At 75.5% G+C, this 12462-nt stretch carries 9 protein-coding genes; 7 read left to right on the top strand and 2 right to left on the bottom strand.

Features of this window, described 5'->3' with window-relative positions:
• Window positions 1–1374 carry a M20/M25/M40 family metallo-hydrolase gene (locus AB0D44_RS25085; RefSeq protein WP_362594890.1) on the top strand — a complete coding sequence of 458 codons (1374 nt, stop codon included), beginning with the start codon at window positions 1–3 and terminating at the stop codon, window positions 1372–1374.
• Window positions 1375–1387: 13 nt separating this feature from the next.
• The gene (locus tag AB0D44_RS25080; protein ID WP_362594888.1) at window positions 1388–3481 is read left to right on the top strand and encodes a prolyl oligopeptidase family serine peptidase; all 2094 of its coding nucleotides are present in this window, start codon (window positions 1388–1390) and stop codon (window positions 3479–3481) included.
• Window positions 3482–3489: 8 nt separating this feature from the next.
• Here the strand turns inward: AB0D44_RS25080 and AB0D44_RS25075 are convergent, their stop codons facing one another.
• Complete coding sequence (locus tag AB0D44_RS25075) at window positions 3490–4209, bottom strand: hypothetical protein (RefSeq protein ID WP_362594955.1); 720 nt, start codon at window positions 4207–4209, stop codon at window positions 3490–3492.
• A 38-nt stretch (window positions 4210–4247) separates the two neighbouring features.
• On the opposite strand from AB0D44_RS25075, the gene AB0D44_RS25070 reads away from it, so the two are divergent.
• On the top strand, window positions 4248–4805 hold the full coding sequence (locus tag AB0D44_RS25070) for a GNAT family protein (protein ID WP_362594886.1): 558 nt from the start codon (window positions 4248–4250) through the stop codon (window positions 4803–4805).
• A gap of 221 nt (window positions 4806–5026) precedes the next feature.
• Complete coding sequence (locus AB0D44_RS25065) at window positions 5027–6994, top strand: DUF5107 domain-containing protein (RefSeq protein ID WP_362594884.1); 1968 nt, start codon at window positions 5027–5029, stop codon at window positions 6992–6994.
• A gap of 14 nt (window positions 6995–7008) precedes the next feature.
• On the opposite strand, the gene AB0D44_RS25060 is transcribed toward AB0D44_RS25065, so the two are convergent.
• Window positions 7009–8784, bottom strand: coding sequence for an NlpC/P60 family protein (locus AB0D44_RS25060; RefSeq protein ID WP_362594882.1), 1776 nt, complete (start codon window positions 8782–8784; stop codon window positions 7009–7011).
• A gap of 263 nt (window positions 8785–9047) precedes the next feature.
• On the opposite strand from AB0D44_RS25060, the gene AB0D44_RS25055 reads away from it, so the two are divergent.
• The 3 genes from AB0D44_RS25055 to AB0D44_RS25045 all read left to right on the top strand — a co-directional run bounded on the left by AB0D44_RS25055 (window position 9048) and on the right by AB0D44_RS25045 (window position 12373).
• Window positions 9048–9620: a TIGR03086 family metal-binding protein gene (locus AB0D44_RS25055; RefSeq protein WP_362594880.1), complete on the top strand. Its 573-nt coding sequence runs from the start codon at window positions 9048–9050 to the stop codon at window positions 9618–9620.
• Window positions 9621–9740: 120 nt separating this feature from the next.
• The gene (locus AB0D44_RS25050) at window positions 9741–10958 is read left to right on the top strand and encodes an aminotransferase class I/II-fold pyridoxal phosphate-dependent enzyme (protein ID WP_362594878.1); all 1218 of its coding nucleotides are present in this window, start codon (window positions 9741–9743) and stop codon (window positions 10956–10958) included.
• 380 nt (window positions 10959–11338) lie between these two features.
• Window positions 11339–12373, top strand: coding sequence for an MBL fold metallo-hydrolase (locus AB0D44_RS25045; RefSeq protein WP_362594953.1), 1035 nt, complete (start codon window positions 11339–11341; stop codon window positions 12371–12373).
• Window positions 12374–12462 lie beyond the last annotated feature (89 nt).

Here is a 12462-nt window from a genome sequence, read left to right as displayed (position 1 = left end):
ATGCCCGTAGTCACCGCCGAGGCCCCGGCCCAGGCCCAGGACCGTCTTGCGGCCGACGCCGTCGACCAGACCGCCCTCGACGAGGCGGTCGAGTTCACCTCCGGCCTCATCAGGATCGACACGACCAACCGGGGCGGCGGCGACTGCCGCGAGCGCCCCGCCGCCGAGTACGCCGCCGAACGGCTCGCCGCCGCCGGCCTGGAGCCGGTCCTGCTCGAGCGCACCCCGGGCCGCACCAACGTGGTGGCCCGGATCGCCGGCTCGGACCCGTCCGCCGGGGCGCTCCTGGTCCACGGCCACCTCGACGTGGTCCCCGCCGAGGCCGCCGAATGGAGCGTGGACCCCTTCTCGGGGGAGGTCCGCGACGGCGTGGTGTGGGGCCGCGGGGCCGTCGACATGAAGAACATGGACGCGATGGTGCTGGCCGTCGTACGGGCCTGGGCGCGGGCCGGAGTGCAGCCGCGCCGGGACATCGTGATCGCCTTCACCGCCGACGAGGAGGACAGCGCGGTCGACGGCTCCGGCTTCCTCGCCGACCGCCATCCGCACCTCTTCGACGGCTGCACGGAGGGCATCAGCGAATCCGGAGCCTTCACCGTGCACCCCGGCAACGGCAAGGCCCTCTACCCGATCGCCGCCGGGGAACGCGGCACCGCATGGCTGAAGTTGACGGCGCAGGGGACCACCGGGCACGGCTCCAAGCCCAACCGCGCCAATGCCGTGACCCGGCTCGCCGCCGCCGTCGCCCGGATCGGCGCGTACGAGTGGCCGGTCCGCCTCACCGACACCGTCGTCGCCTGCATCACCGAACTGGCCGCCCTCCAGGGCCTGTCGGTGGACCCGCGGGCGCCGGGATTCGACCTCGACGGCGTGCTCGGCAGCCTCGGCCCGGCCGCGGCCCTCGTCGACGCGACCGTGCGCAACAGCGCCAACCCGACGATGCTCAGCGCCGGTTACAAGCTGAACGTGATCCCCGGCCAGGCCACCGGCTATGTGGACGGCCGGATGCTGCCGGGCGGCGAGGCCGAGTTCATCGCCACCCTGGACGCGCTCACCGGCCCCGACGTGCGGTGGGAGTTCGAGCACCGGGAGGTCGCGCTCGAGGCGCCCGTGAACGGGCGGACGTACGCGGTCCTGCGCGAGTCCGTCGAGCGGTTCGACCCGGACGGGCACGTGGTGCCGTTCTGCATGGCGGGCGGCACCGACGCCAAGCAGTTCTCCCGCCTCGGCATCACCGGCTACGGCTTCTCGCCGCTCAAGTTGCCGCCCGGCTTCGACTACTGGTCCCTGTTCCACGGCGTGGACGAGCGGGTCCCCGTCGACGCCCTGCACTTCGGCGTCCGCGTCCTCGACCACGCGCTGCGGACGCTGTGAGGGGGACCCTGTGATGGCGGGGGTGACCCGGCCCTACGGAAGCTGGCCCTCGCCCCTCTCCGCCGAGGTCGCCGCCTCCCTCGACGGGCGGCCCGAATACGTGGGCACGGTCGGCTCAGAGGTGTGGTGGACCGAGCCCCGGCCGCGGGAGGGCGGCCGCAGGGCGCTGGTGCGCCGCCCGGCTCCCGGCGGGGGGCCCGTCGGTGAGGGCCGTCCCGCGGGGGAAGGCGGTCCCGTCGGCGGGGGCCGTCCCGCGGGGGAAGGCCGTGCCGTCGGCGAGGGCCGTCCCGTCGGCGGGGGCGTCACCGCCCTGCCCGCGCCCTGGGACGTGCGCAGCCGGTTCACCGAGTACGGCGGCCTGCCCTGGGCCGGAGCCGAACGGGCGGAAGGAGGACCGCTGCTGGTCTTCGTGCACTTCGCCGACCAGCGGCTCTACGCCTACGAACCGGACGCGCCCGGCGCCGCCGCGACGCCGCGGCCCCTGACCCCGGTATCCCATGTCGGCGGCGGGCTGCGCTGGGCCGATCCGATCCTGCACGGCTCCGAAGTCTGGTGCGTGCTGGAGGAGTTCACCGGCTCCGCGCCGGCCGACGTCCGCCGGGTGCTGGCCGCCGTCCCGCTGGACGGGTCGGCGGCCGGTGACCGGGCCGCGGTACGGGAACTGACCGACGACAGGCACCGGTTCACCACCGGACCGCGGCTCTCCCCGGACGGGCGGCACGCGGCGTGGCTGGTGTGGGACCACCCGCGGATGCCCTGGGACGGCACCGAGCTGCTCCTGGCCGAGGTCACGCCGGACGGCCGGCTCGAGCGGCCCCGTACCGTCCTGGGCGGCCCCGCCGAGGCCGTCGCCCAGGTCGAGTGGACCGCCGGCGGAACCCTCCTCGCGGTCAGCGACCGCGGCGGCTGGTGGAACCCGTACCGGGTGGACCCGGCGACGGGCGAGGCGGTCAACCTCTGCCCCAGGGAAGAGGAGTTCGGCGGCCCGCTGTGGAAGCCCGGGCTGCGCTGGCTCGCCCCGCTGCCCGGCGGGGGCCCCGTCGCCGTGCTGCACGGCCAGGGCTCCTGCGTGCTCGGCGTCCTCGACCCGGACAGCGGCGACCTGGTGGACGCCGCCGGGCCCTGGACGGCCTGGCAGCCGACCCTCGCCGTGAGCGGCACCCGCGTGTACGGGGTCGCGGCCAGCCCGCGCAGCGCGTACGAGGTGGTGGAACTGGACACCGCCACCGGGCACGCCCGGGTGGTCGGCGCGCACGGGGTGGACCCGGTCGATCCGGCCTACTACCCGGAGCCGCAGAGCCGCACCTTCCTCGGCCCCGACAACCGGGAGATCCACGCGCACGTCTACCCGCCGCACCATCCGGCCTGCCGGGCGCCCGCCGACGAACTGCCCCCGTACGTGGTGTGGGCGCACGGCGGCCCCACCGACCACGTCCCGCCCGTACTCGACCTGCACATCGCCTACTTCACCTCCCGCGGCATCGGCGTCGTCGAGGTCAACTACGCAGGCTCCACCGGCTACGGGCGCGCCTACCGGGAGCGGCTGCGCGAGCAGTGGGGTGTGGCGGACGTGGAGGACTGCGCGGCGGTGGCCCGGGCGCTGGCCGCCGAGGGCACCGCCGACCCGGACCGGCTCGCCATCCGCGGAGCCAGCGCGGGCGGCTGGACCGCGGCCGCCTCACTGGCCGCCACCGACCTGTACGCCTGCGCGGCGGTGATCTACCCCGTCCTGGACCTGCTCGGCTTCGCCGAGGAGACCCACGACCTGGAATCGCACTACGTCGACGGCCTGGCCGGACCGCCGCAGACCCTCGCCGTCCTCTGCCGCGAGCGCTCGCCGGTGGCCCGCGCCGACCGGATCAACGCCCCGTTCGTCCTGCTCCAGGGCCTGGAGGACGCCGTCTGCCCGCCCGCCCAGGCAGATCGGTTCCTCGCCGCCATGCGGGGGCGGTCGGTGCCGCACGCGTACCTGGCCTTCGCGGGCGAGGGCCACGGCTTCCGCCGGGCGGACACCATGGTCCGGGCGCTCGAGGCGGAACTGTCCCTGTACACCCAGGTGTTCGGGATCGAGCGCACGGACGTGCCCCGGCTGCAACTTGGGCCCTAGCCAGGCGTCTAGGCCGTGTGGAGCCAGACGCGGAGGGGGCCGATCGGGGTGAACCCGGCGCGTACGGCGGCGTCGAGATCGTCCCCCGACTCGTAGCCGACGACCGGCAGCTCCGGCCAGCGGGCGGCGATCGCGGTGAGCGCGCCCGCCCAGACGGCGTCGGTGTCGGCATCGTCGTGGGCGAACAGGTTGGACAGGCCGACCACCGCGCCGCTGCCCCGGTGCGCGACGGCCCCGGCGACGGTCCGGCCCCCGGCACGGCCCGCCAGGAAGACGATGTCCCGGCCCGGCAGGCCCGGGTGGAACAGGCCCGTGCTCCGCTCGCCGTCCCAGGCGGCCTCCCAGTCCTCCAGTCCGGCGGCGTCGGTGACCGCGGCCCACTCGAGGCGGGGGCCGGCGGCCGCGACGGGCGCCGCGGCCGGGCGGTGAATCCACCGGGCCTCGAAGAGCACCTCGAAGCCCTCCCCGGCCAGGTCCAGATCGGCGAAACTGTCCTTGACCGAGCAGCCGGGGCCCCCGGTGTCGATCCGGGCCGCCAGCGCGGCAGCCGGGGCGCCCGGAGCGAGGGTCACCGCGTCGGGGTACAGCGGCGGGGTCCGGCGTGCGCTGGCCCAGGCGTCCGGGGCGAACGCGCCGGCCGGTCCGTGGCCGCGCACGACGGCGTCGCACCACTCGGCGTTGTCCCGTGCCGCGGCGAGCAGGAGGTCACGAGGATCGGGGGCAGTGATCACACCGGGGATGCTGTCACACCTCGTAGCCTGGGCGGATGACCTTTTCCACGTACCTCAGGGAGGGCGCGCGGGTGGGCCTGCGGCCCTTCCGGACCGCCGACGGGCCCGAGTTCACGGCGCGCGCGCACGAGAGCCGCGACCTCCACCGCCCCTGGCTGTTCCCGCCCGCCACCCTCGAGGAGTACGAGCCGTACGCGGCCCGGCTGACCGAGGGCGACGGCCGGGCCGGGTTCCTCGTCTGCGAGCGGGAGACCGGCGCCCTCGCCGGCTTCGTCAACATCAACAACATCGTGCGGGGCGCCTTCCAGTGCGGCGCCCTGGGCTACGGGGCCTTCGCGCACGCCGCCGGCCGGGGACTGTTCCACGAGGCCCTGCGCCTGGTCCTCGCGCACGCCTTCGCCCCCGCCACCGAGGGCGGCCTCGGTCTGCACCGCCTGGAGGCCAACATCCAGCCCGGCAACACCGCTTCGATCGCGCTCGTCCGCGGCGCGGGCTTCCGCCGGGAGGGGTTCTCCCCGGACTTCCTCCACGTCGACGGCGCGTGGCGCGATCACGAGCGCTGGGCCGTCACCGCCGACATGCCCATCCCGTAAGGGCCCGGTCCGCCAGGATGTCTGCGTCGGGATCAACGTCACGATCTACGACCCGGACCCGGACCCGGACCCGAACCCGGACCTGGACCCGGACCCGGACCCGGACGGCCGTGCGGGCGCCCTGCTCGCCGACCTGGTCGCCGGCGCCTTTGCGTAATCCTGACCGGTGGTGATCTGCGGAACCCCTGTGCAGCGGCGGCCGCTGCGTGTTCCATTTCCTCATGGCCACCACCGTCCGACGCGCCGTACTGACCCTCCCCGCAGCCCCGTTGGGCCCCGAGAACCCGCTGCCCGCCCTCCGCGCGCCCGACGGGGTGCACGAACTGGACGAGCGCTCGCGCGACGGCCTGCCGCGCGACATGGCACGGCAGATCGGGTACGAGCCGCTGCGCTCGCTGCTGCCGGTCCGGATCCGGGACGGGTACGGACGGCAGCGCTCGGAGCGGGAGTTCGACTCCATCGTCATCGAGAACGAGCACCTGCGGGTCACCGTGCTCCCCGGGCTGGGCGGGCGCGTCCACTCCCTGGTGCACCTGCCCACCGGGCGCGAACTGCTCTACCGCAACCCGGTGTTCCAGCCCGCCAACTTCGCCCTCAACGGCGCCTGGTTCTCCGGCGGCATCGAGTGGAACACCGGCGCCACCGGCCACACCACCCTGTCCTGCGCCCCCCTGCACGCCGCGCTCGTCCCGGCCCCGGACGGCGGCGTGATGGTCCGGCTGTGGGAGTGGGAGCGACTGCGCGACCTGCCCTTCCAGGTGGACCTGTGGCTGCCCGAGGACTCGGAGTTCCTCTACGTCGGCGTCCGCGTGCGCAATCCGCACGAGCGGCCCGCACCCGTCTACTGGTGGTCCAACATCGCCGTGCCCGAGGACGCGGGCACCCGCGTCCTCGCCCCCGCCGACGAGGCCTGGCACTTCGGGTACGAGCGCTCGCTGCGCCGCATCTCCGTGCCGCAGTGGGAGGGCGCGGACCGCACGTACCCCCTGCGCAGCGCGTACCCGGCCGACTTCTTCTACGAGGTCCGGGACGGAGCCCGGCCCTGGATCGCCTCCCTCGACGCGGACGGGCGCGGGCTGGTGCAGACCTCCACCGCGCGGCTGCGCGGGCGCAAGCTGTTCGTCTGGGGCGCGGGCGTCGGCGGCCGCCGCTGGCAGGAGTGGCTGACGGAGCCGGGCACGGGCGGATACGCGGAGATCCAGGCGGGACTGGCCCGCACCCAGCTGGAGCACGTACGGCTCGAGGGCGGGGCGGAGTTCAGCTGGCTGGAGGCGTACGGGCCGCTGGCCGCGCAGGCCTCGGCGGTGCACGGCCCCGACTGGGCGGCGGCCCGCGGCGCCGCGCAGGACGCGCTGGACGCCGTACTGCCCCGCGAGCGGGTGGACGCGGCCTACGAGGCGTGGCGCGGCTGCGCCGACACCGAGCCGGGGGAGCGGCTGGCGGCCGGCTCCGGCTGGGGGGCGCTGGAGGTGCTGTGCGGCGGCTTCAAGCTGCCCGGCACCCCCTTCGAGGAGTCCCGGATGGGAGAGGCCCAGGAACCGTGGCTGGAGCTGTGGCGCACGGGTGTCTTCCCCGCTCCCCGCCGGGTGGCGCCGCCGGGGCCGAGCCTGGTCGCCGCGCACTGGCGGGACATGCTGGAGACGGCCCCGGCGGAACCGCTCACCGAATACCACCTCGGCGTCGCCCAGTGGCACGCCGGAGACGTGGCCCAGGCGGTGCGGAGCTGGGAGCGCGGGCTGGCGCTGGCCCCCTCGCGGTGGCCGCTGCTGCGCTGCCTGGCCGTTGCGGACGCCCTGGCCGGCGACCTGCCACGGGCGGCCGACGGGTACGCGGCGGCCTTCGACGACCTGGCCGCGGAGAGCCGCGGCGGCGACCCGTGGACGGCCGCCGAGTCCGCGCTCGGCCAGGAGGCGATGGCGACCCTGCTGGCCGCCGGCCGCCTGGCCGAAGCGCGCCGGGTCTGGGACCGGCTGCGGCCCGCCCTGCGCGAGCAGGGCCGCTTCCGGCTGCTCGCCGCCCGCCTCCTGGCGGCGGAGGGCCATGTGGCGGCGGCCCGGCGGGTCTTCGAGGACGGCTTCGAACTCGCCGATCTGCGGGAGGGCGAGGAGGTCCTCGGCGAGGTCTGGTCGACGCTCACCGACCGCCCGCTCCCGCCCCGCTACGACTTCCGCATGCGCCCGCCGGGCTGAGGAGGCGTACGGCGTCAGATGCGGTGCACGGTGTGCAGCTTCTTCGCGTAGGTGCCGGTGCCGTCGAGCAGGGAGGCGCCGCCCAGGTCGGACATCGTCGGTCCGTTGCCGGTCTTGCGGCTGGACAGGAAGCGGCGCTTGCCGGCGGAGTCCAGGCCGAGGTAGATGCCGACGTGGTCGACGGTGACGGTCACCGTGTCGTCGCCCGAGTCGGCGTTGAACAGGAGCAGGTCGCCGGGCTGGAGCTGCTGCGCGGCGGGCGGGTTCGTGCCGTCCGTCTGGTCGATCCGCGCACCGGGGGCGTAGTCCACCATGTCGCGGGACTTGCGCGGGATCCGGGTCTTGGAGGTGTCCGCGCCCGCGGCCACCGGAATCCCCATGTGGTAGCCGTAGACCATGCGCGTGTAGCCCGAGCAGTCGAGGTTGCCGACCTGCTTGCTGGAGGGTCCGGTGTAGGTGCCGTCCGGGAAGGTCCAGCCGAGGTTCATGTACTCGTGGAAGTCGGCGCCCTCGTAGCGGTAGCCCTGCGGGTCCAGGTAGCCGTAACCGGCCTCGCCCAGTGCCTGCTTGCCCGCGGCCGGGCCCGTGCCGGCGGTGACGGCGGGCGCCCCGGCGAGGAACATCGCCGCGTACGCGAGGACGTCCGGGGTGGTGGAGGCGGCCCAGCCGCGCACCGTCTGCTCCAGCGCCGGGGTCCAGGTCCCGTCGAAGGGCGCGGGCAGGACCCGTACCCAGGTGGTGTGGGTGACGGACGGCGGCTGCTGCCAGGTCCCGGCGTCCACCTGGAAGCGGCTGACCACCAGCTTGACCGGAAGGTTCGTGCAGCCCTGGTTGGCCAGCGCGCGCAGGCCCACGCGTCCCTTGGCGAAGGTCGAGTCGGTGACGTCCACGGCCCACGCGGCCGGCTCGGCGGAGTCGCTGCGCCAGGCCTTGACCTGGATGCGGGTTCCCTCGCGGCGCACGCGGATCGTCCAGTTGGTGCCCGCCGCGACGCCGGTGGCCAGGGTGGTGGCCGTGCTCAGCTGGGTGACGGTGTCGGCGACTTCCTTCTCCACGCGCAGCTCGACGGCGCCGGAGGTCAGGAAGGACAGCCTGGCACGGTAGTTGTTGTGCGTGTCCTGGTAGCCGAAGGACAGGGCGTACGAGCAGGCCTGCCCGGTGGGCACCTTGTCGAACTTCGCCACCGCGCGGACGTCGACGTCGGTGATCTCGTCGTCCCGGAGGGTGGCGTGGCGGCTGGCGTAGTCGGTGGTGAGCGCGATGACCCCGCTGCCCGGGACCACCGAGTAGTCGGTGTCGACCGGTCCGAGGGTGGACCAGCTGCCGCCGCCGGGGGAGGTGCCCCAGTACTTGCGGTCCGCGACCGGCAGGGTCTGGTCGGGGAGGGTGCGCTGGAAGTCGTCCACGAAGGACTGCTTGTTCTCGGTGAAGGTCCGCTCCGGGCCCGTCAGAACGACGGTGCGCGCGCCCTTGGTCAGCACGGCCACCCGGGTGCCCCCGGACGTGATCTCCGTACGCTCCGGAGTCCCCGGAAGCACGTTCGCGGACAGCGGGCCGAGGGAGACCTGGGCGAAGTAGGACGGCTCGAGCGCCGGCATGCTCACGGAGGACCGCGGCGAGGTCAGCGACGGTGGCACGGGCGTGCCCGCGAGCAGCGACGGGGCGGCGGCGGGGGCGGCGGCCGGAGCGGAGGCTCTGGGCGAGGCTGCGGCGGTCAAGGTGCCGAGTGGGACGGTGGCCGCTGCGGAAGCGAACACGGCCAGGACGTTGCGACGGGAGGTAAGTGACATGCGGACATGATCCGACGGGGGTCCATCGGAGCGGACATCGCCCCCCTGACCTCGCCTCTTTCTCCGCAATCACCAGGCATCGTCCTGCATGGAGATAAAAGGAATCATGTATTCCGCTTTGCCGCCTCCACCGACGACGGGCGGACCTGGAGCCCTGTCCCGCCCCGGTGGCAGGGCCCTGCGGGGGCGAGGAGAGTGGGCCTCAGGAGGACCGGTGGCCGGTCGGGGGGGATCGGAACGGTCACGCCAGGACGGTGAGAGCCATGCCGGAACCGCTGCTGGAGCGGCACGCCGAGGCGCTGGGGCTCTTCGGTGAGCGTCTGCGCGCCGTCGCGTGCGACCAGTGGGACGCACCGACCCCGTGCACGGAGTGGAACGTGCGGGCCCTGGTCAACCATGTCACCGGGGAGCAGCTCTGGATCCCGCCGCTGGTGTCCGAGGGCCGCACGGTCCAGGAGTTGGGCGACGCGTTCTCCGGGGACGTGCTGGGCGAGGACCCGGTCGCCGCCTGGGACGTGGCCTCCGCCGCCGCGCACGCCGCCTTCGCCGCCCCCGGGGCCCTCGACCGGACCGTCACGCTCTCCTACGGGCCCGCGCCGGCCCGGGCGTACTGCTCCGAACTGACCGCCGACTGCGTCGTGCACACCTGGGACCTCTCCCGGGCGATCGGCGCGGACGACCGGCTGCCGGACGGCCTCGTCGAGTTCTCCATCAAGGAGGTCATGCCCTACGCCGACGGGCTCGCGGCGAGCGGCATGTACGCCGCTCCGCTGGTGGTACCGGCCGGGGCGAACGCGCAGACGAGGCTGCTGGGATTGCTGGGGAGGCGGGGCTGAGCCGGCTGAGCCCCGGCGGGCGGTTCCCAAAGCGGGCATGGAGTCGCAAATAATCGTATAAAGGTCACGGCTGGAGGAGTGCGGAGCGGGACGAGCGCGGAAGGCGGCGAGGTGGAGGGGATGCAGCGCACGACGACGGAAGGCCGCGGCCCGGTCCGGTACGGCCCGCTCCCGCCGGAGCCCGGCCTGCCCGTGCTGCCCGAACTCGTCTCCGTCCTCGCCGGGGCCGCCGGGCGCTCCGCCCCCGAACCCCCCGGCGGCGGCGAGTCCGTCCGCGAGGCCGCCTGCCGCCACTGGGGGCGCCGCGGGCTGGCCACCGCCCCCGAGGACGTGGCCGCCGGCCCCGGGGGCCCCGCGCTGTTGCTCGCGCTGCTCGGGGCGTACGGGGGCGACGTGATGCTGCCGCGGCCCTGTCCCGCCTGGTGGACCCCGCAGGTCCGGCTGCTCGGCCGGCGCGCGTACCACGTGCCGACGCCCGCCGAGTGCGGCGGCATCCCGGACCCCTACGCCCTGCTGGAGACCGTACGGCGGGTGCGCGCCGAGGGCGGGGACCCGCGGGTCCTGCTCCTGTCGGTCGCGGACGACCCGACCGCGACCGTGCCGCCGCCCGAGATACTGCGCGAGGCCTGCGAGGCCGCCGAGGCCGCCGGGCTCTTCGTCGTCAGCGACGAGAGCTGGCGCGACACCGTCCACCGGCCGCATGACACGCTGGTCCTGAGCCCCGCGGAGATGCTCCCCGACCAGGCGGCCGTCCTCGTCGACCTGTCCGGAGCGCTGCTGCCCGCCGGGTGGCCCGCCGCCGTGGTCCGCTTCCCCGACACCCCGCGCGGGACCTGGCTGCGCGCCCGCACCCTCGACGTCCTGACCGCCACCGGCGCGTGGGTGGCGGGCCCCGTGGCCGGGGCCGCCGCGCACGCGCTGGAGGAACCCGACGCCGTCACCGGACGGGCGCGCGCGGCCGCCGCCCTGCACGGCGCGGTCGCCGCGGCCGTGCACCGGGAACTCCTCGCCGTCGGTGCGCTGGCCCGGCCCCCGCAGGCCGGCCGGCACCTCTACGCCGACCTGACCCCGTTGCGGGACGGACTGGCACGGCACGGGGTCGGCGACGCCATGGAGCTCGAGGACTGGCTCGGCGGCCGGCTCGGCGCGCCCACCCCCGGCGGACAGCGGTTCGCGGACGAACCGGTCGCCCTGCGCGTGAGGCTGTCGACCGGGCCGCTGCTGGGCGCCACTGCGCAGGAGCGGCTGGCCGCGCTCACCGCCCGGGACCCGCTCGCGCTGGCGCACGTACGGCGCTCCCTGGACCTCCTCGGATCAGTCCTGGCCGGACTGGCCTGATGCCCGACCCGGTGAACGGAGACCGCCTGATGACGGACCGGACGGACACCCCCGCCGCCACCCCACCCCATCGCCCAGCCACCCCGCCCCATCGCCCAGCCACCCCGCCCCAGGCCACGGGCACCTCACCCCAGGCCACCGCGCCCGCTGCCGCCCCGGCCCAGAGCGCCGCCCCGGCCCAGACCGTCGGGGCGGCCGCCACCACGGGGCAGCCCGGCTCCCCGCCCGCGCCAGCCGCGCCCGCTCCCGCCCCGCCCGCGCCAGCCGCGCCCGCTTCCGCCCCGCCTCAGGCCGCCGCGCCTGCTTCCGCCCCGTCCCAGGCCGCCGCGCCCGCTGCCGCCCCGGCCCAGGCCGCCGTGCCCCCCGCCGCTTCCGGGCCGGTGCGGCACGCCGCAGGAGCCGCGCCGTCCGGGGAGGGCCCGGCGGGCCGCGGGCCCGTGCGGCCGCTCGGGGAGCACCGGCACTGGCCGCGCTCCTTCGCCGACCGGCTCACCACCCCGCTCCCCGGGGTCCGCGGCTTCGCCCGGCTCGCCCGCGAGGGTGCCTTCCGGCCCGGCCCGGAAGGGCTGCGCGGCATCCCCGACCTGCCCTACGATCCGGCCCCGCTGCCGCCGGCGGGCCCCGGCTCGGTCTGCGTCACCTGGGCCGGACACGCCAGCTGGGTACTGCGCACCGGCGGGCTGACCGTACTGACCGACCCCGTCTGGTCCCGGCGGATCCTCGGCACCCCCTCCCGGATCACGCCCGTCGGCGTGCGCTGGGAGGACCTGCCGCCGGTGGACGCCGTCGTCATCAGCCACAACCACTACGACCACCTCGACGCGCCCACCCTCAAGCGGCTCCCGCGCCACACCGCCCTGTTCGTCCCCGCCGGCCTGGCCCGCTGGTTCCGCCGCCGCGGCTTCACCCGGGTCACCGAGCTCGACTGGTGGGAGTCGGCCGAACTCGACGGCGTGCGCTTCGAGTTCGTACCGGCCCACCACTGGTCGAAGCGCTCGCTGCTCGACACCTGCCGCTCCCTGTGGGGAGGCTGGATCCTCACCGACACCCGCAGTCCCGCCCCCCGCACGCTCTACTTCGCGGGCGACACCGGCTACGGCCACTGGTTCGGGGAGATCGGCCGCCGCCATCCCGGCATCGACCTCGCCCTGCTCCCCATCGGCGCCTACGCCCCGCGCTGGTGGCTCGGCGACGTCCACACCGACCCCGAGGAGGCCGTCCGGGCCTTCCTCGACCTCGGCGCCCGGCGGATGGCGCCCATGCACTGGGCGGCCTTCGTACTCTCCGCCGAGCCGGTCATGGAGCCCCTGCACCGCGTCCGGGCCGCCTGGTCCCGCGCCGGCCTGCCCCGCGAGGACCTGTGGGACCTCCCGATCGGAGCCTCCCGCAGCCTCGGCGCGGACCAGTCCGCCTAGGGGGTGTCTGACGGAGGTCCGTGGTGAAGGAGCGGTGTCCGGTGCGTGCTCTCGGCGTGCCGGCCGGATGCCCCCGTACTGGACGTACT

The organism is Streptomyces sp. NPDC048349 (assembly GCF_040651925.1).
In the GTDB taxonomy this organism is placed as follows: Bacteria; Actinomycetota; Actinomycetes; order Streptomycetales; family Streptomycetaceae; genus Streptomyces.
The sequence above is the reverse complement of the archived record's forward strand: the minus strand, read 5'-3'. Positions and strand labels throughout refer to the sequence as shown.

Excerpts from the sequence above, each read along its gene's own strand:
- AB0D44_RS25085 (WP_362594890.1), top strand. The coding sequence starts at position 1 with ATGCCCGTAGTCACCGCCGAGGCCCCGGCCCAGGCCCAGGACCGTCTT.
- AB0D44_RS25080 (WP_362594888.1), top strand. The coding sequence starts at position 1,388 with ATGGCGGGGGTGACCCGGCCCTACGGAAGCTGGCCCTCGCCCCTCTCC.
- AB0D44_RS25070 (WP_362594886.1), top strand. The coding sequence starts at position 4,248 with ATGACCTTTTCCACGTACCTCAGGGAGGGCGCGCGGGTGGGCCTGCGG.
- AB0D44_RS25065 (WP_362594884.1), top strand. The coding sequence starts at position 5,027 with ATGGCCACCACCGTCCGACGCGCCGTACTGACCCTCCCCGCAGCCCCG.
- AB0D44_RS25060 (WP_362594882.1), bottom strand. The coding sequence starts at position 8,784 with ATGTCACTTACCTCCCGTCGCAACGTCCTGGCCGTGTTCGCTTCCGCA.
- AB0D44_RS25055 (WP_362594880.1), top strand. The coding sequence starts at position 9,048 with ATGCCGGAACCGCTGCTGGAGCGGCACGCCGAGGCGCTGGGGCTCTTC.
- AB0D44_RS25050 (WP_362594878.1), top strand. The coding sequence starts at position 9,741 with ATGCAGCGCACGACGACGGAAGGCCGCGGCCCGGTCCGGTACGGCCCG.